Raw genomic sequence first — 23,541 nt, 5'->3', positions numbered from 1 at the left:
CTTATGAAACAGTTTTTAATATTGATTTGCTGGCTTTGCTTAATAAGCACCGCATCTGCCCAAACACCTCGTCTGGAATTTCATCATATAGGCGCCCGAGACGGCGATGCTTCCTTAATCATTGCTATAGACACGGTTGATGTCCCAAATATTTTAGGGAAAAGCTTCCTTGACACCGCGATCATATTGATCGATGGCCAGCGGTCATCGGGAGGCAAAGAAGTATGGCGGTATGTTCGCGATACAGTAAACGCACTTTCGCCAACATTAGAAAAAATCGATTGTATTGTACTTACACACCTGCATATCGATCATTACGGAGGGTTACCTTTCATTATTGAGGAAGCAAGTAAAACAGGATGGGAAATAGGTAAAGTACTTGACCGTCAATTTGCTAACTACAAGAACTATTTTCAACCAGGGGACATCCCTGACGCTTGCTATGACCTTTCTGCTCCTGCTCCCGACAACAAAAGTTTCACTAAGTACATCCAAATACTAAAAGCAAATAATCTGTATCCCACGATATCTCCTATCCCTGTTAATGATGTTCTTAAGGGCCTTTTCAACTTTAAATACAGGAGTATGATCTGTGTTGCTTCCAGTGGGGCTACTCTTGCTACTAACCCTAAGGCGGCCGACACTTGTTTTCTTCCTGTGGTTAATGCTTCCGGCAAATACCTTTATAAGCCTACAAGTGAAAATGACATGTCGATCGGGTTCTTGATAGAATTTCAGGGCTTTCATTACCTTAGTTTAGGCGACCTCGGAGGAGTTTCCGGTGGCGGTTATACAGACGGAGAAACGCCTGTCACAAAATGGCTTCAACACGCCATGGGTACAGGTTATCATATTTGTGCCAATAAAGGGAGCCATCATGGCAGCGAAGCGAGTACCTCGCCCTGGTTTGCTGCAACTAATAATTTTACGACATCTGTTATTCCGGCAAGTTTACGAAACTATGGAAAATCAGAAAATGCCCTGCCCACTGAAACTGCGATTATGAACATCCGAAGTATCCCGCAAAATACGCTTCTATATATGTTTGTGCCTAAAAATCCCGGAACGCTGGCAAGCTTCTGGACCAAAGGAAATCTTAGTGAATACAATGAAGTCATTTTGAAAATGGGGGGGGTGCCAGGTTATGGAACTAATGTAAGAATGAAAGCTATACAGCATGCGAAATCAAAACAAGGCGTTTATAGCGGGCCGGCAACAGTAGCCGCTATTACTTGCAATAAAGATCATTCTGATAATTAATACACTATATGAAAAATATTTTATTATTTCTTTTTGCCATCCTTTTCTGGAATAAACAGGCAACCGCACAAGTACCAAGATTAGAAGTGCATCATATTGGTGCCGGCGATGGTGACGGAACATTGATTATTGCTATTGACTCAACAAATGCCCATACGATCACCGGCGCTGTGGTTTGGGACACCTGCGTAGTGTTGATCGACGGGCAACGCTCAAGCGGTGGCGGGGAAGTCTGGAGGTATGTACGTGATACGATCAGTGCACGCTTTCCCACACGGTTAAAAATTGATTACATCGTATTATCACACCTGCATATTGATCATTACGGTGGTCTCACAAAACTGATTGACACTGCTGTGGGAAATGGATTTAGTATTACGCGCGTTGTTACCCGAGACGCAGTCGCGTCAGCCGCCATTACTAATGCCGGTAGTCAGATTGATACGTGTTATTCCAGCATTACCCTTAACAAGCCGAGAGGTCCCCGTTTAATGTCATTTTTTAAATCGATTAGGTCCAATGGAATTGTTCAACCCGTCATTACTGTAGGAGCTAATCTTTTCCTATTTAATAACTTCGTCAATATCTCTATGAAGTGTATAGTTGCTGTTGGAACAACTTATGATCAAAAAGGCCCCAATCTCCTGACATTTCTCCCATCTAACAACAACGGAACCTTTACGGCGAAAAGTGAAAATGACCTTTCGTATGGATGGATACTTTCTTTCCAGGGATTTCACTATACAACGTTTGGCGATCTGGGTGGGGTAACTGGTGGTAATTATGTAGATGGCGAAACATACGTTACCAACTTTCTGGAAACTGTAGCCAATGACCCGGACTATCATTTGTGCGCACATAAAGTAAGCCACCACGGCAGTGCCGAAAGTACTACTAAGAAATTCGCGGCAGACAATAACATTTTTCTGGCAGTAATTCAGGCGTCCTTAAGGGCATACGGCAGCAGCCGCAACCCTCTGCCAACTGAGACGGCTATCAAAAACCTGCTTTGTAATCCGAACGGGACCAATATCTTGTATACGTTCATTCCTCAAAATTCGGGAGTGCAGGAAAGTTACTGGACTTATAATTACCTTCAATATTATAACGATGTAACCCTTAAAGTGATCGGAGGCCCGGGCTATCCGCGTATTGGCGATAATCTTCCGATCAGTGTGAGTCAGCGAGCAAAGAACCTTGATTTTAGCTACAGAGGAGCTGCAACCATCAGCTATCTCAATTGTACTAAAGGACACGATTGGAGATAATCGATACCGGAAATTAGAATCCTAAACTCACAAATTCAACCTTGATGCATTATGAGCTCATCTACAACCCTACAGCAACTTGCCAGCCAATTAACAAGTGCGATATCCGACGGAAATCTGGTATTAAATAAAACATCTGTTCCATCTGCTACATTTGGCTGGTCCTTGCAAACTATGGGACTAACTTCGCTCACTGTTCAGATTCCAGACCCTTCTACCGGTATTGTATATGATCTAGGCAAAGCGACACTTACGATTACAGGTAATTGTACACCTTATTCGGGCTGGAATGCGCTACCTTATACTATTACACTCTCTAGCGGAGACGCTGGAAATACAGTTACATACGCAAATACCGGTATAGTGGCATCCTATTCCAGTTTTAATATTCAACAGATCTCTGGTTCGGGTCTTATACCTTCGGATTCAGTAGCAGGTAACCTGCTGCCGTCGTATGTGATGACCAACGTTCCGCTTTCAGTAATTTCTACATCCGCAAGCGCCTTACCAAACTGTACTTTAACCTTCGGACTTTTAGCAATCCCGATATCACCCGCATGGCCACTTGTTTCATCGCTAGGATTATCAATGAATTCGATGGGATTCCAGGTAACCAACAGCATGAATAAAAGTGAGGTAGTTACAAATTCATTCAGTCTTAGCGGAGGTGTAAGCATTGGTTCTATTGAAACAGAAATCACTGTTACGCTACCTGTAGATCCTTTCTCGCAGGCAAATACCTGGTCGTTGGCCGTTTCTTCTGAAGTAGGTCAAACAGGGTTAAATATTGCCAACCTTGTTCAAAACCTTGGAGGGGTAAATGTATACCAGGTATTCCCTTCTTCCTTAACCGCATTGCTCGAATTCACATTAACGTATTTTTACGTACAATTTGATCCATCGACATTAACGGTTTATCAGCTTCAAATAAATATCGGTGCGCCAGCCTGGTCGGTTATTCCAAATGAATTCAGCATTCAGGACACTAATTTCGGTGTGCAAGTTTTTAATCCGTTCAGCAGTACATCGCGAAGTACCACTTTCTTTGTTAACGGAACGTTTCTGGTAGGCAGCGATCCACAACATCCTGTAGCAACGCTTGCGGTTGCAGCCACACTTCCACTAGGAGGTTCTGATTGGTTCTTTAATATATCAGGTGAAATTGATAATGTAGATTACAACACGCTTGTGGCATCAACCCCGGGGATGAATACTTATCCGCCCCCGGCAGCACCAAATGGTTTCCAACTCGAAAAAATTATCCTCGAATACCTTAATATTTCGTTTAATCCAACCACAGTTACACTTAGTGAGGTAGACCTGTCGGTAACTTCGGTTCTTGATTTTCCTATTGTTCCTAACATCATAGGCGTACAAAACCCATATTTCTCATTAAGTCTAACAAATCCCCTCAGTTCTTCCAATAATAATTATTCGGGCAACGTTGGCGGAGTAATTACGCTATCAAATGCCCCTTTTCTGCAACTGAATGCTTCTGTAGCCAAAACAACAGGCTGGGTTTTCACAGCAGGGCTTGCCCCGCGTGCAACAATCAATATTATTGATTTACTTGATCAGTTCTTCGCACAAGATAGTACTGTTCCGGCATGGGTAGGCAGTACGCTGGAGATAACAGCATTCCAAATCGTTATAAAAACACCGCCTTCGGGTAAAACAACTCCTCCAACAGAATACATTGTAAGCGGAACAGTGGTGTGGCAACTTGTTGTAGGTGCATTCAGTCTTCCAGAAATGACCGCAAATGTTCTGGTGGATTATGTTTCTGCGGATGGAACAAAACCTGCAACCACTTCCGGATCAATTACGGTCAGCACAACTCTATTTGGTCTTAACTTTTTAATCGGCTACCAGTTTGGAACTGCCGAAACAGATGTTTATTTGATCTGGAACGGCATCAAGGCTGAATATACTTCAACAAGCACATACAGTAAATATTCACTCACGGTAAGTAACCTTTCGCTCGGCTCGTTAATTACATCGGTGATGAGCGATATTATTCCGGGCTTTACACTATCTCCGCCATGGAATTTGTTAAACGATATCAATCTTGACGGACTTTCAATTGTATGCATCCAGTACATCGCAGAAGCAGATCAAAGCAAAAACAGCTTGGTAGTAAGCATACCGATTAATCTTAACCTCGGGTTTATCGATATCAAAACAGCTACACTTACACGTTCTGGCTCCGGTTCTACAGCACAAACATACCTCGGCTTTACAGGAACCTTCCTAGGATTTGCTATCAGCTCGGATAGTTCTAACGAATCGGCAAAACAATTAGCCGGACAGGGAACACCTGTAAACAATATGCCTAAAGTTCCGGGGCTTGGTGGTAATATTTTTGACCTTCAATACTTCGGGCTTGGTCAACACGTTGCGCTTTACCCCACACAAAATTTAACCACCGTAACGCAAGCCGTTTCTGAATTAAAAACCGTTTTTGGTAATCCACCGGTTCAGCCGCCGGGACAAAAACCAATTATCCCTATCCCACCAAAGCCAAATTCAACGCCACAGAAATCAATGCTCATATTTGATGAGACAAGCAACTGGCTTATTGGCTTGCAATGCACAGTGATGAACACTGTAAGTCTGGGTATTGTGTTTAATGATCCCAACCTTTACGGACTTGCAGTTGGCCTTTCCGGCACAAGTGCCGGCATTTTCGCAGGGCTTGATTTTGAGATTCTTTATAAAAAGGTGAACGATTCGATAGGAGTATATCAGATTGATCTGCAACTTCCTACAGCCATGCGCACGTTGGAGCTTGGAGAAGTATCAATTACGCTACCCTCTGCTTCAATTCAGATTTATACAAACGGGAACTTTATGGTTGACCTTGGTTTCCCGTGGAGCAACAATTTCTCCCGTTCGTTTACTATACAGGTATTCCCATTCATCGGACAAGGGGGATTTTACTTTGGAGTGCTTAACGGCGCTACCTCTTCGAGTGTTCCAACCTCGCAGGTTGGAAACTTTAATCCGGTTATCGAGTTGGGTGTAGGGCTTTCCCTTGGTGTTGGAAAGACTATTAACGAAGGCATACTAAGCGCCGGACTAAGTCTGATGGCTGTAGGTGTTTTCCAGGGTGTACTGGCACGTTTTAACGTAAATGACACTAGTTTATATTCTGGAGATGGTGATTATTACTTCAAAGCCACCGGTACATTCGGGCTTACGGGCCGTATCTATGGCTCAGTAAATTTTGCAATAATTTCTGCCAGCTTTGACCTTACGGCTTATGCTTACATCACTATTAGTCTGGAGTGTTACAATGTTATCGATATCTCGTTTACGGCAGGGGTCAGCATTTCTCTCACTGTTACTGTGAATCTTGGCTTATTCAAGATCCATATCACGCTAAAATTCTCTGCAACGATTTCTGCTTCATTCACTATCGGAACCAACAATACAGCAAATGCACCATGGAATCAGCAACTAAAATCTGGCCAGAGGATGATGAGCAAACGCTTGATGGCTTCGGCTTCTTATCTTGCGTCCCCTTCTTACACTATCCTTTGGCAGCCGATTCAGCCGGATACACAAGTAACGTTAAACTTAATGTATCTTCCTCTGCTTTCGCTTTCAAATGCTTCAGGAAGCAATAAAGCTCAATTCGTTAATCTGCTATTTATTGATGCACCAGATCCTTCATCTTCTACGGGATCAATTGATTCAACGTTCACTACATTAGCAACCGCTGTGCTGCAATGGGCAATTAATGCTATTGTTAACAGCAATAATCCGGGAACTGTTACCAAAGTTTCTGATTTGATGAATCAGGCTGTTACCATTGATCAGCTACAGGGGATCTTCGATTACCTTACCTACGAGTCGGAAGAATTCTTCCCGATTATGTATTCTAATAGCAGTGATAACGGGGGTAATAAAGTTGAATACGACATACGTGCATTCTTAGATACTTATTTTAAAGTAAATATTCAGGCTCAAAATGTTGACAGTCAGGCTGAAAATAATGCTACAGTACTGCCCATATTTCCCGATCTTATATTCAATTCCAGTCTCAATGGGACTCAGGGAACGCCCGTTGATTTTAGTGCGAATACTCAGCCTTTCTCCTACTTAGAGGAAGTACAGACACAGCTAAATCAATTAACTGTTGGGTACCAATCGGGTACCGAGGCTGATAATGACACGCCCGATTCTATCCAGGTAAAAGATCCTTCTCTTCCTGCTTTGCCACCAGAGGTATCGTTTGCAACATTCATCATCCAGGATTATTTCGAAATGATGGTGAAGAACGTAATTCAGGATGCGCTCAATGCTTTCAGCAAATTTAACTATACAATAAATAGCAATGTAACCCTGGGCGACGTGGTGACCCATTTCACGCAAGCTCCATTAAACAATACGCTTACAGCGGCTGATGTGGTTACCGCTAATGCAACTGTGACATTAAATCAAGAACAGGTATTTTACCTCAGTGGTATTACCTACCCGGTTGCATCCGAGGATACATTAAACACGATAGCTGACGCTTACAATATAGGTCTGCAAACGGCCAATCAGATCTCGGCTGCCAGTCTTGGAACCGCTTTCAACTCTGGTATCAGTGGATTGATTGTTCAGGGAACAACCATTACAGTAACTGGATTTAACCCATACAGTGTAATCGCAACAGATTCGCTGACCACTATTGCAGCGGCATTAGTACCAACCACCGGAAGTGCTCAAGCTACAGTGACTGATGTAATTAATGCCGTTGCTGACCTAAAAGTTCTTACCGCATTGGCGGTGATTAATATTCCTGTATTAACCTATACGACAGGTGCTTCTGATAATTTCCAGTCACTTTCTACCGCATATGGTGTTAAAACTGACTTATTAGCAGCAGCTAACCCACAGGTAACATTCAATGCATCATCTATCATAGTGCCTGGCATTACTACCCTTGGTGTACAGGATGTGGTTAACCAGGTAATTGTCCTTGCAAATATTAATACGTATTCTAGCATGGCAGCACGCTTCCTACTGCATGGACTTAGCTTACCGGATCCTGCCGATACAAGTAATACCGAGCCGCTTTATGTGCTTACAGGTCAACAATTAACAATTCCTGCACTAAAACAAACCGATGTTTACAACCTGGAATTAAGTCAGGGTGCGAATGGTGCATGGATTGGAATAGATGGAACTGCAGCATCGCTTAACGTTGATAATAACGAGATAAGTCGTATTAACAACTTGCTTACACTTAATGTTACGCAAGATACTTCTCCACAACCACCTGTCGCATTAACGCTTTATCAGGATGCTTATCAGGCGTTTACATTGAAATCGCAGATTCCGTGGCAATACCCGGGTACATTGACTTTACCTGTCGGAACACCGCCTGCTCAGGTAGTAGGAACGCCTTCACTTTGGTACTTCCCGGATACGCTGACCGGTGCTTTACAAGATGCGACCACAAATCTTCAGCTTGAGATGTTGCTGCAAACGCTTAATTCTGACGGAAACACCTATACTCAAAGCGCCATACAGAATTATGGATGGGCAACACTTATCAATATAGGCGTTGAAAAACTTACCGATCAGAACGTTAGTGCGCCAGTGTTTGCTAATACTTATAATCTTTCAGGAGCAACGGGAGGCGACATAGTGTATCTGGAACGTATTGTTGCTGCATTAAACAGCGGAAACGGACCTAAGATCGACCAGATTCGTATCATGTACGACCCGAACCCTTCGGGCAATGCATCAACAGATGGCGTACAGTCTCTTGCAGACGGAGCTTATCAGATAGGTGTTGTAAAAATCAATCTCTCTACTGAAACCAATCCGGAAGCTGCTCCAAAATTGATGAGCCGCATGCTGGTAGAAAACGTGTACACTCCTCCCGCACCTAATACACTAAATAGTTATCTCGACTTCCTGTCGTTTGTATGGGAGTGCAGCATTACACGTAGTGGTGGCTTCTATCTGTATTTTAATGAAACAGCAGGAAACGCAGGATTACCGGATTCGCTCTTCAGCAATAATCCGTTGGCCAACTTATATTTACTCATCACTTATCAGGGTGCACCTTCAGGAGATTATCTGAATGCTGTTGCCGTTGGTGATCCTATTGATATCTCTTCATCTGTACTGTTCGTACAGTCTGAAGCATTAAAAACCCGCAACGCTACCATGCCTCCGGGGAATGCCGGTTTTGAACTTACGATGAATAATCCGGGAACATATACACCAACAGTTCCGTATCCTATTCCGCCTACTACTGCCAGCACGGCAGAAGATATATTGTTCCTGCAGAATCAGTTTAATCTAATTAGCTACAAGCTGGAAGGAAACACTATTTTTAATGCCTCTCCAGAGAGCCTGATGCCTGTAGGACCAATGAATACAAGTAGTCCCGGAGCACCTAACAATGATCCTGATACGAGCAAATGGCCATATCAGGGAACTGTGCCGGTTTATCCGTTTGCTATCTCTCGTATTCAGCCATCAAACCCGCTGTTCCCAGTGGGAGCAAACGACCCTTACAGCGGAAATGGAAACAGCGTAAGTATACAGCTCTCACTTGTAGACCTGTTCGGAAACCCAATCAATTCCAATATTTCCGACACCGCTGGTTTAGTCACCGCTGACATTGCATACACTGATAATCTGATAGCGCTTTCCCAATGGCCGAATATTACGTCACGTTTCTCGTTCCCGGAGATTGGAGGCTCTCCAAACATCCAGATCGATTTATGCTTCGATACTTCCCGCTATACGGCTAATGGTAACAGCAATATAACGCCACAGCAATTGGCACAAGCTGATATGGAAATCTATGCGGCAATTTACTATCAGCTTATCCAGACCGATGTAACAGTGAGCTACCGTACTTCACTGTATACGAGCACACAGTATCCTGAGGGAGTACCGCTAACGCCAAATCAAAGTTTGTCTGATTTTGCAGGAACTATTTATGCTTACCTGGCATACATTGCTGGTATAAGCACACAGCCGGTAACCATTCCTGTCCCCTGGTCGATTGTGTCGGTAGTTCAAGCCTCAAACATGGAAAATATCTATGAGCTTATTACCGATCTCACCATAGCACGTACGGCGAACATCGATCCAAATTTCACGAATGTTCCGGCTGTTTCCTCAGTCACTACCATTATCCGTCCCATAACGCAGGAAGCTTGTACAAGCACCTCTTCAACCAGTGCTTCTCTTACGTATTTCGCAACAGGGTTTGAAGCAACATTTGCTGATACTCCGGTAAGCGGAGCTTTCCTGAAAGTGGCTTCCGGCGTAGACAGCGACAATGTTTCCAGCAATGGTAACAATCAGAAAGTATGGGTGGTACGCTTCGATGCAGCGGGAAAATACGGAATGAATGTGGCCTTTAACCAGGTAAATAATGAGCCTGCGGCTTATTATTACAGTCCGGCGCCTATTAGTACCAGCCTTGTAACACTGAATAGTACACCAATAACCCCATATGTAACCGGAACACCATTTGTTTACAATCCAAAAGCTCCAACGAAGAATTTTGCTTCGGTTGATCTTGATCAATGGGGACTTGTTTGCCTTCAGGCGATTGATAATTTTCTTTCACCGCAATTTTCTGTTCCGGCATTCCTGATTGATAATGGCGTTACACTGCAAGCCGTACTTGATGCTAAAAATGATCTTGCGAATTACATCACAGGTACGGTGACAAACATTTTGGACCAACCGCTTGATGAAGCGCAGATAACCAATGCACAAGATGTGTTTAATCAGCAATTACTCATTAGCCTTGGTAATGCGTATAATATAAGCACCATCATTCAGCATCCACTGGCGGTAAGTTCACAATACACGGGCTCTAATATGGTCCCTTATACATCATCACCTATCAATCCCCGTCTGTACGGTTCTTTGAATGGCATTGATCCTCAGCCGGTAGGCAGTATAGGTGCAGACACGGGTAATCTCTCTACGCAGTATTCGTTTACAAACGGAAAGATTCCTGTGGGAAATGGTGCTTCGTGGGTGAATTATTGTCTTTATGTTAAGGATGCTTCACAAGTTGAAAGCTTCCAGTTCAGCGAGATCGACTTTGTGTTATCGAATATTGAGCATCAGATTGAAAACGTACCAAACGTAGAAGGTTACCAGGCAAGTACCTGGTTGGCATTTGTAATTCCGCTGAGCAATTCGACCTTCACTACTGGCGGAACAGTTGATATCCCTGTGCCTTTGCGGGCTTATCCGGTTCCTCCAAGTGTTACAGCACAATCGGCAGACTATGATCAGAATAATGTGACAGGTGACACAACTACTATCCATGATGCGCTAACATGGGGCTTTATGTATGAGTACAGTCAGCAAGAGGCTACTCAGGATATCATCACTGCACAGGTTGCTTTCAATACGTCAACACCTCCGGTTGATAGTTATACCGATACCTCGTCTGTTTCACTGGGAGATGCGCTGGCTCAGTTCACGGCATCACTCCCGGCATTAACTGCCGACTTCCTGAAATACGTTGCAGCAGTGACTCCACAGGATGTGAAACAAAAAACCATTGTTGCCCAAAATGCCCAGGCAGCCCTGGAATCTTTAGGTTCACTTGCTGCCCTTGTAGCCACCGGCTGGAGTACCCAGAACCAGTTTAACCCATGGCCACCACCTCCACCGGCAGAAGAAACAATGCTGAAAACTTCGGGCGATACGGCCGATGACAGCTATGCCGGTATTGAGTTTAACTACACTATTGATGAAACAGAAACAACCGCAGGAGATCCAACATCTCCACTTACACTAACCGTTACAGCGATTAGTGGTAACCCTGCGGGAATGGCTGTTCCAATGGTTACTATTACTGGTTATAATTCGGTTGAAATCAGTAGTTCGGCAGGCACTGTGAGCTACCAGTTCCAGGCTTCAGACAAAAGCTACCTGAGTTATGAGAATCGTCAGGTGGTAAATACACGCAGCTTTGAACTTACACCTCTTAATTTAATGCAATATCAGGAGAGCTGGGCCGGCTTACAAATTACACGGAATAAAAACCTGGTAACAGCTTATAGCACTAATCAACTGTTCCTGTATCAAACACCATTAGTCCGGTTCTATACTCCGTTGGCTCCAATGCTAACCGCTAATGCACAGATCGATATTTCTGCCATCAGTACCGGAAAACCACAGGGAAATTACCTGGTAGTACAGTTGCAAAGCTTGTTCAACGCGATCTTCAATAATTACGGCCTGCCGGGCAACCCTACCATCCGTCTTGAAGCGCTGTATTCGTACAACCTTAGCGGAACAGGATTATGGAACCAGATTGATCTGCCGGTATTTTTAGCGCTGCCATTCCCATTAAATCTTTCAACGGATCTTGAAATTGGAAGCGGGCCGCCATACTGCAGCACCCAGCAATCATTCCTTTGTACTGTGGCGACCACGCTTATTACCTGGTTCAAAAACACAAACCCTAATACACAGAACGGTATGTTTACGCTGAAACTGATCATATATTCAGCATCAGATAATACTACACCACTGGTTACACTGAACGATCTGACATTGGCAATTAGTGATATAAATGAATTGACGGAAGGTTAAATTTAGTAGTTCTTTAGCAGAGTCTGGTTTGTAATCGTTACCCGGACTCTGCAATAAGATATATTATTATTGCAAAAAGACATTAACTTTTATTGTCTCGGCTAGTTCACCTTTTGACTGACCTCCGCTGTGAACGATTCTATTAGACGAAAATATTCTAATGTCCAGATCTCCTTTTGCTTAAACAAAGTAACCATGTCCATATTTAGATGCTCAAATATTTTATCCGGTACATGCTCCTTCACACCGAGATGAGGCAGACAGCTATCCGTTTTACGAGCCAATTCATAGAGATTCCGCATATAAACTTCAAATTCCGTATAAAGAAGAATAAACAAACTTTTCAGAATAAACACTGCTGTTTCATCGTAGGAATTTTCAAGCTTTCCTAATTTGACGTTATATTGAGGTGCGAATTTGTTACCTGGATAAACTGTTATCGTCTGGCTGTTGTTATTTTTTACTAAAATTTCTGCGTTGTCGATAGAAAACTGCTCCCAAACAAAAATGTAATGTGAAAGGCGGTTGTTTAGTTCAGACAATTGATTTCGAAAAGTAGACAGGTATGGGCTTCTCATCAATGCTATGGTTTGGTCCATTAAGTTAATACTTAGTGCGACAATAATGGTAAGTAGCCAGGTTCAACAAGTCATTTTTTAAAAGCGCTTGGGCTGTAAAAAAATAAACTAACCTTGTTTTTGCTACATCCAGATTATGCGGAATTATTTGTAGAAACAGTCACAGATGCCTATAACAAGAAAACACAGGCCATTAAAGATGAGCGCAAGGACTTAAACAAACAGATTGGTGAATACTATAAGCAGATTGACAAAGCAAGGGATTTACTGCTATCCGATGAAATTGAAGCAAAGGAATTCCGTAGAATAAAAGAGGAATGTAATGAGAAAATAAATCGTCTGGAGGCGAAGCTAACGGAGGTTGCGGTGCAAAACGATGATGTGTTATGGACATGAAAGCGATTGCATCCCAAGCGACCCAAAACCTCGCTTTGCTGGATAAATTCTATGATGAGGCTATCGTTCCTGGCAAAAGATACCTAGTAGGGTTGTTATTTCCCGAAAAATTGATCTATTCAGATGGGGTACATCGAACCACAAAAATGGACGAGATGGCTGAGGTAATTCCGCTTGATCTGTAATCAATTCCGATCCGTAATCTATATGAAAAACAAGGAGTTACGAGCAAAAAAAACGGGCAAAAACTTATTGAAAAGTCTTTGCCCGATAAAGGGTCGTTTATGGTACAAATTTCAACCCGTTTTATTGCTGATTTGAAGCGATTGGCCGATTTAAAAAGAAAAATAGATGAAATGGATGCGGTTGGAAAGCGGTTAAAATCCCAGCTATATTAGTCCACAAAAATGATTTTATATCAGTTGACTTTTATCACTACTAGAGAAGTTTAAACATCTATAGTAGTGATAAAATATTTTTATTAAGTCAGATACTGCTCCAAATCATCTTTCCAGATCACAAATCCGTTCCTTTCGTCCGAGTAATCATGCAATACACGACTGAAATTTCCTGGTGCAGACTGTAAAAATACATATCTCCCTTCATTTCGGATTTTGTTAAGATCTTTATCAATACTATGAAGTGTATTTTTGAGTTCCGGAATTTCTTTTGACGTATGCCATATATAAGTAGCTTCATCCGTATCCAGTGTCTCCATGACAATATGATATTGCTCCTTTCCCGCTACAAGGAAAACAAAAGCAAACGGACTTAACACAAATCTTATTTTCAATACATTTCCAAGATGTAGATCCGATAAATATCTTAGCTGTATTTTATGTCGATAATTCCCTCTTGTCAATACATCATTTAGTAATTCTTCTCCCGATTCATATAATGTCTGACTAGTATCTCCCGCACTGAGTTGGGACAGTTCGATCTTCTTGCCCAATAGATTTCCTTTTTTAAACAGATTCTTCTCTACAAAACGAAAACGCACACTGTCTACAACTTCACGATCCAATTTTTTTATATCCTCGCACGTTGCAGATTTGCCAACTATAATACCCTTCTCTACAACTACACAGATAACTACCGTAATCGTTTTGGCATTCAAAAACTTCTCAAAATACGATTTCAAGACATCGAATTCCGGGCGCATATGGAGATTCTCAATACCAAATGAAACCTCTTGTTCTATCTCCTTTATAAATTCACGAAAAGCAGCTCCACCATATAAAAAATCAAGTGATTCAATAGCTACTTTAATATTCCGCTCAATGATTTGATCGTTGAAGGGATTTACTAAAACATCTACAGGCTTTATCTCCTCATCAGTCTCAATAACATCATCAAATAATGTTCTATGCCGTATCAGCTTTTTGTAGTAAACGTTCCTTTTAAGAAACATCGCATTTAAATAATCAATCTTAATATCTCTATAATCATAAATCACAGGAGTTAGCTCAGAACGTTGTACCCGGCCAATATATTGAATCAATTTACCCTCAAAAGAAAACGGATAGACTAAAAATAAGCATTGGGCATTATGAAGATCAGAACCTTCCCCTAAGAATTGTCCAGTTGTAATGAGTACTTGATAGTTTCCGTCCTTTAAGACTTTCCATTTAGTATTACGGCTGGATTCCGAATCGTCGCCACTTAATGTAACTGTTTCAAAAGATTGTTTTAAGTATTGTTGTAAAGTTTCAATGTGCTCTTTTCTCTCCGTAAGTATAACTACTCGTTTTCCCGTACTCAATTGAAAAGTTACGTCCTTTAAAATCAGCTCATTTCTTTCAGAATCATGAATAAGTATATTTGATAGTGTTTCGAAGCGATCTGTTTTGGCATTATATGCTACGTTCAATGCTGTATTTCTAATAATAATCTCAGGTTGTTCCGATGCTCCCTTGTCGCTGGATTTCATTTCTGAAACTACCTCTCCGAGATGTACAGAAATTAATCTGTCATCACCATTTTTCCGAAAAGGCGTTGCAGTCAGGCCATATAAATAGTAAGAATGGAAAAGTGATACCGCATTTTTGAATGTTTCCGCAGCAATATGATGACACTCGTCAACAATAATAATTCCAAAGGCACAAACCAGCTGATCTGCACCAGGTTTTTGCAATTCTTTGCCTAAACTTTGTATCATTGCAATGGTAACCTGTTTTCCTATTTTAGTTTTGCCTTGACCTATCCGACCGATATCCTGCTTTGGGATTCCCAGGAATGCTTCAATTCTTTCCGCCCATTGATCTGCCAATTGATTACGGTGAACGATAATTAACGCTGGCTGTTGTTTATCAGCAATAATTTTAAGGCCAACTACAGTCTTTCCAGAACCAGGTGGTGCAACGATTACACCTATATCTTTTTTAGATGCAGCTTCTACCGCAGGCAACTGATATTCTCGTAAAGAAGCATGAAATGAAAAACCTGAAGGAGTTAGTAACTTCCGATTATCATCTAGCTGATATTGTACATTATTTTTAATGCAATAAACCAATAGTTTTCTAATAAAACCCTTTGGAATAACAGCGTATTCATTTACTTCCTCAATAAACTTAAAATATCTTTTTGTTCCAAATGTGCTCCTACCACTATTCTTTTTAATGATGAAATCAGTGTTAAAAAAGTTAAGTTCATCTCTTAAAAAGGACACCAAAGCTGCACTCATTCCACTACGATTGATTTCTATTGTATTTGACAACTTGATTGCGAGTTTACCTGGCTCAACAATACTTGCACTTTTAGAAGTTGTGAGTGAAAAAATATCTGGTCTAAGTTATTAGTAGAAATTCGGCTGATACTTTTTAGAAACTCCCATTGATTTCTGTAAGGTATAGCTGTTTCAGGCGCAATGAAACAACTGTTCCCAAGTTCAAATGCAGGTTTATACAAAGGTAAGGCAATCAGATTCCCAAAACCTTTACCAGAATGCTTATCTTGATTAGGGAATAACCTATCAAAACTAGAATTTTTGTCAAAAGTCGAGACTACTCCTGCACGCTCTAATAAAGTAAGTACAATTATTCTGCTCTTAAAAGCCGGATATGGTTGGTTAAAAAATATCCAGACATGCCCACCTTTGCCACTACGAGACCGTTCCAGATAAGCAGAAATATTATACTTTGCACATATAGTAATGAAACTTTTGCAGTCTTCCAACCAACTATTCTTATCAAAATCTGCCGCTATCAACCAGGAGGTATTGTCCTGTAAAAGTGGATACAATCCTATTAGCTGCCTACCTTCAAGATGCCTTTGAATCTGATCATTAGTCAGAGGGAGATAATTTATAGTTTCTGAACTAGTGGTGACTGTACTTTTTTTATAAATCTTGTTGAAGTAAGGATCATATAATTTAGCAGGCATGTAACCGCTTTTACTTCCTTTTGACCAATGAATGGCATAAACATCATCACGTCCTTTAAATAAGGATCTGTATAATAGCAAATTATCCACTGTTTAAATTCTTGAGATAGCAAATTAAACAAAAAATAGAATAATTATCCCTTGTAATATATCAAAACCCATTCTATCATTAGTACACATTTTGTTTTAAATTTTAATAATACGTATCTTTATATCATGACTACAATGACCATACAAGTTCCTGATGCCCTTGAGAGAGAGCATGATGAAACAACACGCCTTATTGCAGCCAAGCTATATGAAGCAGGTAAGCTTACCTTAAGACAAGCCGCTGAAATGTGCCAGATGAAAAAATGGGATTTTGCTGAAATACTAATCAAGTATGACGTCCACTACCTGGACGAAAGTGCGGCTGAAGATCTTGAAACATTCAAGCATGCTCATACGGAATAAAATTGTCATTACCGATGCCAGTTGTTTCATTACCCTAGACAAAATAGAGGGCATGCATTTGCTCCAATCCTTGTACAAACAAGTAATAACTACTCCAGAGATAGCTGCTGAATTTGGCAAAAGACTACCTAATTGGGTTGATGTAAAAGCTGTGCAGAATCGTGATTTATTATATAATTATGCTGAAACCGTAGATATAGGTGAGGCCAGCGCGATGGCGCTTGCATCAGAAATCCACGCTGACCTAATCATTATAGATGATGCAGGAGGCAGGAGATTTGCTAAAAAGCTTGAACTTAACATTATAGGAACTGTTGGTGTTATACTTAACGCGAAACTTAACGGTATCATTCCTTCAGTTAAACCATACATCGTCAAAATACAGCAAACTAATTTCAGGATTTCTGAATGGTTGACTACACAAATTATTAAAGATGCCGGAGAATAATACTGTTCCAACAGACAATCACTGACAATTTTTTGATATTACCACAAGTATATTGCTAAAATTTAATTTTGAGAAAAAAATCGGTTATAACACAACTCAATGACGGGGCTCGAACCAATAAATCGTTGTTATTTGCTCAGAAATGAGCTTTCGCCAAGAACGTAATTTCTAATACCTAAACATCGAACCATCTTTAACCAGAAATTTATGTTTATAAACAATTGAAAACAAAGGCTTTAAACAAAAAAAAAGCAGCTCTTTTCAGAGCTGCTTTCAAAACTTGGGGTGGAATATGGGGCTCGAACCCACGACCCTCGGTACCACAAACCGATGCTCTAACCAACTGAGCTAAAACCACCATGTGTTTTTCAACGCTACAAAAGTACGATTTAAAATATTTTATTCAAATCTTTTTTCAGTTAGATCAGATCTTTTTTTTAATCGATTAAATCTCAGTCGATTAAATTCTGGTGGAAATATAAAAAGTGCCCTAAAAATTGCTTTTATGGCTTAAAAAGCTAGATTTGCCTAACATATGATTGAACTTTATACCGACGGAGCAGCCAGCGGAAACCCAGGACCAGGTGGATACGGAGTGATTTTACGCTCCGGTTCTCATTATAAGGAACTGAGTGCCGGATTCCGTTTAACTACAAACAACAGAATGGAATTGCTGGCGGTTATAGTAGGCTTAAATGCACTTAAAAATCCAGGGCAAGAAATTACCATATTCTCAGATTCCAAATATGTGATTGATTCTGTTGAAAAGAAATGGGTGTTTGGTTGGGTTAAAACAGGATTTAAAGGCAAAAAGAATAAGGACCTTTGGATGCGTTTTCTTAACGTTTATAAACTACACCACGTTAAATTCGTTTGGATAAAGGGTCATAATAATCATCCCGAAAATGAACGCTGCGATGAACTTGCTGTTGCCGCCTCCAAAAATAGAAGCGCATTGGGTATTGATACCGAGTTTGAAATAGAGAAGAGTAAGGCTGTCTGATCATATTATCCATGACTTAACTTATTAAGTCCATTTTTATGGCTTATTTAAAAGACGATTTTTAGTAACCAAAATATTTCGATCCATTAGTAAAAGGAAAAACTTCAAGAATAACTATATTGTTGGCGTCTTTTTACAGAATAAGATTTTGGAGAGATAGAATAACAAATGTAACCTAGATAATTTTCAAACTTTAATTAACCAAACATGAATTTATTAAAAAATAGATTTGCTTTAAAACTACAATTTGCTGTTGTTTTATTGGCTTGTCTTGCTGCCTGTAAAAGTGTAAAGACAGGAGCATCTAATGCTTCTGCTAAAAATCCGGAAGTAAAATTGGGCTGGGAACTTGGTTCACAAGCTTATACTTTCAGATTATTTACATTTGCTGAGGCAATTAAAAAGATCGACAGCTGTAACTTAAGATATGTAGAGGCTTTCCCAGGTCAGAAAATAGGTGGTGGTATCGAAGGAACAATGGGGCCTGATATGGATGATGCTAAAAGACAAGCTGTTTTAGCAAAGCTTAAAGAAAATAATGTAAAAGTTGTAGCATTTGGTGTAACAGGTGCTAACAGTGAGGCTGAATGGATTAAATTATTCGAATTCTGCAAAGCAATGGATATTCATACCATTACTTCAGAGCCTAATGAAAAAGATTTGCAGTTGGTATCTGATCTATGCGATAAATATCAGATCAACGTTGCCATTCACAATCACCCAAACCCATCTCATTACTGGAATCCTGATATCGTATTAAACGCTATCAAAGGAAAAAGCAAACGCTTAGGTGCATGTGCTGATATAGGTCACTGGGTACGTTCAGGATTAGATCCTGTTGAGTGCTTGAAAAAACTTGACGGACACGTATTGCACTCGCACATGAAAGATCTTCATGAAAAAGGTAAAGGTGGACATGATGTACATTGGGGAGAAGGTGTTTCTAACATCCCTGCAGTTATCGCAGAGTTAAAAAGACAAAACTTTAAAGGAGCCATCTCAGCTGAATATGAATACAACTGGGAAAGCAACAGCGCTGATGTTGCTGCTAGTGTAGTTAACTTCCGTAACCTTGTGTCTAAATTGTAATTAACCCCAAACATGATAAAATTATCATTATTGAAACCAATAACAGCATTGTCGCTGTTATTGGTTTCTTCATATATAGTAAAGGCGCAATCTCCGGAAAAACCTGATGATAACAGGTTTACCAAAGTTGTACTTCAACAAAAATTAGAAGAGCCTATGCAATTCCAGATTCTGGATGGAGGAAAGGTTTTGTATGCAGAGCGTAAAGGAAAATTAAAAATATACGATCCTGCAACTAATAAAATGGATGTAATAGCAGATTTTGCTGTTAGCAGAGAGTATGTAAGTAAAAAAGGTGAGCGTTCTGAAGGTGAAGACGGATTGCAGGGGGTTATCCTTGACCCTGATTATGCTAAAAACAAATGGATTTACATTTACTATTCTCCAAAAGATGTATCGGTAAACAGGCTTTCCAGATTTACATGGGCTGGTGGTAAACTGAACATGACTACAGAAAAGAAAGTATTAGATGTGGTGGTTCAACGAGAAGAATGCTGCCATGTAGGGGGTGGTATGCTATTCGATAAGGATAAAAACTTGTACTTAAGTACCGGTGATAATACGTTTTCCAGATCTTCGGATGGTTTTACACCAATTGACGAACGTCCGGGAGAGGCTCCGCGTGATGCTCAGAAATCGTCTGGTAATACCAACGATTTAAGAGGTAAAATTTTACGTATACATCCTGAACCAAATGGTACATATACCATTCCAGAAGGTAACCTGTTTCCTAAAGGAACAGTAAATACCCGCCCTGAAATTTATACCATGGGTAATAGAAACCCCTGGAGGTTAACTATAGATAGTCATACCGGCTGGTTATACTGGGGTGAAGTTGGTCCGGATGGTTCAAACTCTTCAGAATCCAGAGGTCCAAGATCTTATGATGAATTTAATGTGGCTAAAAAGTCGGGTAACTATGGCTGGCCTTATTTTATAGGGAATAACCAGGCGTACCGTTATTATGATTTTGCGACCAAGAAATCCGGAGAGCTGTATGATGTCCAGAAGCCAATAAATAATTCTCCAAACAACACGGGGCTAAAAGAATTACCTCCAACAGTATCAGCTATGATCTGGTATCCTTATGCGGCTAGCGAAGAGTTTCCGGTGATGGGAAGCGGGGGCCGAAGTGCAGTTGGCGGCCCGGTATTTCACAAGTCTGATTTTGCCAATGCTAAATATTTGTTTCCTGCATATTATGAAGGTAAATGGTTAATTACAGACTGGGTACGTGGTTGGATATTAGCGGTAACTTTTGATGAAAATGGCATGTACAAATCTATGGAGCGTTTCTTGCCTGAGCTTACTTTAAGAGGTCCAATTGATATGAAATTTGGTCCTGATGGAAGTTTATATGTGCTTGAATATGGAAATGGGTACTTTAAAGATAATCCGGAAGCTGAGTTAATCAAAATTGAGTTCAATGGTGGTAACCGTAAACCTCAGGTACAGGCAGCTGCAAATAAAACTGCCGGTGCTTTGCCTTTAAAAGTAAAATTGTCTTCGGCAGGCACGTCCGATAGTGATGGTGATGTATTAAAATACGAATGGAAAATTACCAAAGGCGGAGTGTTAAAACAAACGTTTAAAACAGCCAACCCTGAAGTACAACTGGCAGCAGCCGGCGTTTACAAAGCGACACTTACTGTTACCGATCCGCATGGTGCAAAAAATAGCAAATCGGTTGAATTAGTAGCTGGAAATGCAACTCCTGTAGTTAAGTTTAACTTTACCAAAGGGAACGCTAGTTTCTATTTCCCTGCCAGCATAATCAATTATGCGGTTAGTGTTACAGATAAAGAGGACGGAAGCCTTGCTGATAAAAGAATACCGGCTTCGCAGGTTTCTGTAGCCATCAATTACTTGTCTGAAGGATATGACTTAACTGTTGTCGCACAAAATCAAAATCAGTTTGATGTTTCTGCACAGTATGCTAAAGCAAAAGCTTTAATCAAGAAAAGTGATTGTAATGCTTGTCACGCTGTAGATACTAAATCTTTAGGCCCATCATTTACTGAAGTGGCGTTAAAGTATAAAGGAGATAAAACTGCAGAAGGAAAGCTTACTAAAAAGGTTATTGATGGTGGTTCGGGTGTATGGGGTGATGCAATGATGCCAGCGCATTCATCTATGTCTACCAATGAAGTGACCTCGATCATTAAATATGTATTGAGCTTTAGTGATAAGAAAACTACGCAGAAATCACTTCCGGTAACAGGCTCATACACTACAAATGTTCAACCAGATCAGCCTAACAAAGGAAGCTTTATTTTTAGAGCAGCGTATAAAGACCATGGAACTAAACTTGCGCCTGCACAGTTTGGAGAAGATATAGTTGTTTTGCGCCATCCTTATGTGCTTGTTAACAACACGGATAACGCTAGTGAAATTAGCTTTAATGACAACAAGTCTGTTGCAACGGCAAAAAGTAAAGGAGCTTATCTGCAACTCAATAAAGTTGATTTAACAGATATTAAAAAGATTGAATTTGTTGGCGCAGACAATGTATCGGCAGGTAAAATTGAGATTCATATTGATTCACCGGAAGGAAAACTTATCGGACAATCATCTTCGAAAGAAAACGGCGGTTTAAATACCATCGCAGATATTGAAGCGCTTAAAGGTAAATACAATGTTTATTTTGTGTTTGCAGAGCCTTCTGCCCGCTTAAAGGCGATTAGTATGAAGAATCTTTAAGGGTTAAATAGATTACCGATGACGGCATGCTTTTAAAGCTGCCGTCATCTAATATATCTTGTTTGATATTTTACCACTCTGGTCAACAACAACTTTTTGTTCCTCGAGTAGTTTCTTTAATTCAACTTTATAAAAGAATTTTTTACCCTCTTCATAACGGTCTACATCACCAATTCTGAAGCCTTTGTAGTTTTGTTTAAGAGTGTTCAATACCGCTGCCGGTAATTCTGAGGAACGAAGTTCTTTTTTATGTTTAACAATGCCTCCTTTACTTGTTAACCAGAGTTCATGATCTCTTCTGGCTATGTCAAATTCGACATTATATAAGTCGCCTTTTCTTTCCCATTCTACTCTTGTAGCTTTTGGAAACGACTTGTTAAAAGCATTTAATGCAGCAGGAGGAACCTCACTAACGGTTATATCCTGAGCGTAGGATAAGCCAGAAATAAGCAGGCAAACCGCAAACAGTAGTATCTTTTTCATAATAAGTTGAATTAGTGTTTTAACTATAACAAAGGAAAACGGAAAATTTCCTGAGAAAATGAAAAATTTATTCAAATACTATAACAAGATTCTAATTATAGCTTGGCTGTTCTTAAGGCATTTATTTTATTGATGATCTGAAGGTTAGATTCCTGCTCTGTACTAATCAATTCCTTAAGGGAAATATGATCCAATAACTGATCAACAGATAGCTGAATCATTTGCCACAAAGAACGCACAGAACAATCTACAGAGTTGGTGCATAGTTTTAATGCGCCGGAATAATCTTCGCAGAACTTATTGCTGTATAGAGAACCGCCAAGTACCTTCATAACCTGGTTGATATTTATATCTTGGGCAGGCTTGGCTAAAATATATCCACCTTTGTTGCCTGGTGTACTGTTTATGTAACCCGCCAGGCGAAGCGTGCGGGTAAGCTTTGCCACATAGGCTGCAGAAAGACCCTCTGCATCGCTAATCATAGGAATGCTTGCTCCTTCTTTATCCGCATGTCGGGCTATATGGAGTAATATCCTTAAGCCATATTCTTCCTGAGCAGTAATTTTCATTGTTTCTTATATTACATCATTCCTAATTCGAACCGTGCTGTTTCCGACATCATGTCTCTGTTCCAGGCAGGTTCCCAGGTTACAATTACAGTAACCTCATTTACACCGTCAATTTCTTTTACCTTTTGCTCTACTTCTAGAGGGATCGATTGTGCCGCAGGGCATCCGGGAGCGGTAAGCGTCATCACAATCTGTACGTTGTTTAACGGAGGCAATATCTCTGTTTCATAGATAAGCCCCAGTTCATAAATGCTTACAGGAATTTCAGGATCGTAAATGGTTTGTAAACAATCGATGACTTTCTGCTTTAATTCTTCTTTATCCATGA

16 protein-coding genes and 1 tRNA gene are annotated in these 23,541 nt (G+C 40.5%); 10 read left to right on the top strand and 7 right to left on the bottom strand.

Features of this window, described 5'->3' with window-relative positions:
- The first annotated feature begins 3 nt into the window (after positions 1 to 3).
- The 3 genes from AC6CH7_RS14275 to AC6CH7_RS14265 are packed head-to-tail and all read left to right on the top strand — an operon-like array spanning position 4 to position 12,113.
- Positions 4 to 1,260 (top strand): MBL fold metallo-hydrolase, encoded by a 1,257-nt coding sequence (locus AC6CH7_RS14275; RefSeq protein WP_498263386.1) that lies wholly within the window; start codon positions 4 to 6, stop codon positions 1,258 to 1,260.
- 8 nt (positions 1,261 to 1,268) lie between these two features.
- Positions 1,269 to 2,528 carry an MBL fold metallo-hydrolase gene (locus AC6CH7_RS14270; protein ID WP_498263385.1) on the top strand — a complete coding sequence of 420 codons (1,260 nt, stop codon included), beginning with the start codon at positions 1,269 to 1,271 and terminating at the stop codon, positions 2,526 to 2,528.
- 51 nt (positions 2,529 to 2,579) lie between these two features.
- Complete coding sequence (locus AC6CH7_RS14265) at positions 2,580 to 12,113, top strand: hypothetical protein (RefSeq protein WP_498263384.1); 9,534 nt, start codon at positions 2,580 to 2,582, stop codon at positions 12,111 to 12,113.
- Between the two features lie 101 nt (positions 12,114 to 12,214).
- Here AC6CH7_RS14265 and AC6CH7_RS14260 read toward each other — a convergent pair whose 3' ends face one another.
- Entirely contained in the window at positions 12,215 to 12,712 is a 498-nt protein-coding gene (locus tag AC6CH7_RS14260) for a hypothetical protein (RefSeq protein WP_498263383.1), read from the bottom strand.
- 99 nt (positions 12,713 to 12,811) lie between these two features.
- On the opposite strand from AC6CH7_RS14260, the gene AC6CH7_RS14255 reads away from it, so the two are divergent.
- Positions 12,812 to 13,087, top strand: a complete 276-nt coding sequence (locus tag AC6CH7_RS14255) for a hypothetical protein (RefSeq protein WP_498263382.1) — start codon at positions 12,812 to 12,814, stop codon at positions 13,085 to 13,087.
- Positions 13,078 to 13,272 carry a hypothetical protein gene (locus AC6CH7_RS14250; RefSeq protein ID WP_498263381.1) on the top strand — a complete coding sequence of 65 codons (195 nt, stop codon included), beginning with the start codon at positions 13,078 to 13,080 and terminating at the stop codon, positions 13,270 to 13,272. The genes AC6CH7_RS14255 and AC6CH7_RS14250 overlap by 10 nt, the downstream gene beginning before the upstream one ends.
- 296 nt (positions 13,273 to 13,568) lie before the next feature.
- Here AC6CH7_RS14250 and AC6CH7_RS14245 read toward each other — a convergent pair whose 3' ends face one another.
- Positions 13,569 to 15,803: a DEAD/DEAH box helicase family protein gene (locus AC6CH7_RS14245; RefSeq protein ID WP_498263380.1), complete on the bottom strand. Its 2,235-nt coding sequence runs from the start codon at positions 15,801 to 15,803 to the stop codon at positions 13,569 to 13,571.
- Positions 15,788 to 16,549 carry a TOTE conflict system archaeo-eukaryotic primase domain-containing protein gene (locus AC6CH7_RS14240; RefSeq protein WP_498263379.1) on the bottom strand — a complete coding sequence of 254 codons (762 nt, stop codon included), beginning with the start codon at positions 16,547 to 16,549 and terminating at the stop codon, positions 15,788 to 15,790. Before AC6CH7_RS14240 ends, AC6CH7_RS14245 begins: the two co-directional genes overlap by 16 nt.
- Positions 16,550 to 16,684: 135 nt before the next feature.
- On the opposite strand from AC6CH7_RS14240, the gene AC6CH7_RS14235 reads away from it, so the two are divergent.
- Positions 16,685 to 16,921, top strand: coding sequence for a UPF0175 family protein (locus AC6CH7_RS14235; protein ID WP_498263378.1), 237 nt, complete (start codon positions 16,685 to 16,687; stop codon positions 16,919 to 16,921).
- Positions 16,905 to 17,369, top strand: coding sequence for a PIN domain-containing protein (locus AC6CH7_RS14230; RefSeq protein WP_498263377.1), 465 nt, complete (start codon positions 16,905 to 16,907; stop codon positions 17,367 to 17,369). Before AC6CH7_RS14235 ends, AC6CH7_RS14230 begins: the two co-directional genes overlap by 17 nt.
- Before the next feature lie 281 nt (positions 17,370 to 17,650).
- Here the strand turns inward: AC6CH7_RS14230 and AC6CH7_RS14225 are convergent.
- Positions 17,651 to 17,727 (bottom strand) — tRNA-His (locus tag AC6CH7_RS14225).
- Between the two features lie 177 nt (positions 17,728 to 17,904).
- Between AC6CH7_RS14225 and rnhA the strand changes: the two genes are divergently transcribed.
- The 3 genes from rnhA (at position 17,905) to AC6CH7_RS14210 (ending at position 22,161) form a co-directional block, all read left to right on the top strand.
- A complete protein-coding gene (gene rnhA, locus AC6CH7_RS14220) occupies positions 17,905 to 18,372 on the top strand; it encodes a ribonuclease HI (RefSeq protein WP_498263376.1) in 468 nt (155 codons plus the stop codon).
- A gap of 207 nt (positions 18,373 to 18,579) precedes the next feature.
- Positions 18,580 to 19,461 (top strand): sugar phosphate isomerase/epimerase family protein, encoded by an 882-nt coding sequence (locus AC6CH7_RS14215; protein WP_498263375.1) that lies wholly within the window; start codon positions 18,580 to 18,582, stop codon positions 19,459 to 19,461.
- Between the two features lie 12 nt (positions 19,462 to 19,473).
- Positions 19,474 to 22,161 (top strand): PQQ-dependent sugar dehydrogenase, encoded by a 2,688-nt coding sequence (locus AC6CH7_RS14210; RefSeq protein WP_498263374.1) that lies wholly within the window; start codon positions 19,474 to 19,476, stop codon positions 22,159 to 22,161.
- A 48-nt stretch (positions 22,162 to 22,209) separates the two neighbouring features.
- On the opposite strand, the gene AC6CH7_RS14205 is transcribed toward AC6CH7_RS14210, so the two are convergent.
- The 3 genes from AC6CH7_RS14205 to AC6CH7_RS14195 all read right to left on the bottom strand — a co-directional run bounded on the left by AC6CH7_RS14205 (position 22,210) and on the right by AC6CH7_RS14195 (position 23,539).
- The gene (locus AC6CH7_RS14205; RefSeq protein WP_498263373.1) at positions 22,210 to 22,644 is read right to left on the bottom strand and encodes a PepSY-like domain-containing protein; all 435 of its coding nucleotides are present in this window, start codon (positions 22,642 to 22,644) and stop codon (positions 22,210 to 22,212) included.
- 95 nt (positions 22,645 to 22,739) lie between these two features.
- Positions 22,740 to 23,213 (bottom strand): RrF2 family transcriptional regulator, encoded by a 474-nt coding sequence (locus AC6CH7_RS14200; protein ID WP_498263372.1) that lies wholly within the window; start codon positions 23,211 to 23,213, stop codon positions 22,740 to 22,742.
- A gap of 11 nt (positions 23,214 to 23,224) precedes the next feature.
- Positions 23,225 to 23,539, bottom strand: coding sequence for an iron-sulfur cluster assembly protein (locus AC6CH7_RS14195; RefSeq protein WP_498263371.1), 315 nt, complete (start codon positions 23,537 to 23,539; stop codon positions 23,225 to 23,227).
- Positions 23,540 to 23,541 lie beyond the last annotated feature (2 nt).

Source organism: Pedobacter sp. GQ55, from assembly GCF_059758925.1.
This window is presented reverse-complemented; position numbering and strand designations above follow the sequence as displayed.

Coding starts and splice junctions, on each gene's coding strand:
- AC6CH7_RS14210 (WP_498263374.1), top strand. CDS start 19,474: ATGATAAAATTATCATTATTGAAACCAATAACAGCATTGTCGCTGTTA.
- AC6CH7_RS14260 (WP_498263383.1), bottom strand. CDS start 12,712: ATGGACCAAACCATAGCATTGATGAGAAGCCCATACCTGTCTACTTTT.
- AC6CH7_RS14270 (WP_498263385.1), top strand. CDS start 1,269: ATGAAAAATATTTTATTATTTCTTTTTGCCATCCTTTTCTGGAATAAA.
- AC6CH7_RS14235 (WP_498263378.1), top strand. CDS start 16,685: ATGACTACAATGACCATACAAGTTCCTGATGCCCTTGAGAGAGAGCAT.
- AC6CH7_RS14195 (WP_498263371.1), bottom strand. CDS start 23,539: ATGGATAAAGAAGAATTAAAGCAGAAAGTCATCGATTGTTTACAAACC.
- AC6CH7_RS14200 (WP_498263372.1), bottom strand. CDS start 23,213: ATGAAAATTACTGCTCAGGAAGAATATGGCTTAAGGATATTACTCCAT.
- AC6CH7_RS14250 (WP_498263381.1), top strand. CDS start 13,078: ATGGACATGAAAGCGATTGCATCCCAAGCGACCCAAAACCTCGCTTTG.
- rnhA (WP_498263376.1), top strand. CDS start 17,905: ATGATTGAACTTTATACCGACGGAGCAGCCAGCGGAAACCCAGGACCA.
- AC6CH7_RS14265 (WP_498263384.1), top strand. CDS start 2,580: ATGAGCTCATCTACAACCCTACAGCAACTTGCCAGCCAATTAACAAGT.
- AC6CH7_RS14275 (WP_498263386.1), top strand. CDS start 4: ATGAAACAGTTTTTAATATTGATTTGCTGGCTTTGCTTAATAAGCACC.
- AC6CH7_RS14230 (WP_498263377.1), top strand. CDS start 16,905: ATGCTCATACGGAATAAAATTGTCATTACCGATGCCAGTTGTTTCATT.
- AC6CH7_RS14205 (WP_498263373.1), bottom strand. CDS start 22,644: ATGAAAAAGATACTACTGTTTGCGGTTTGCCTGCTTATTTCTGGCTTA.
- AC6CH7_RS14215 (WP_498263375.1), top strand. CDS start 18,580: ATGAATTTATTAAAAAATAGATTTGCTTTAAAACTACAATTTGCTGTT.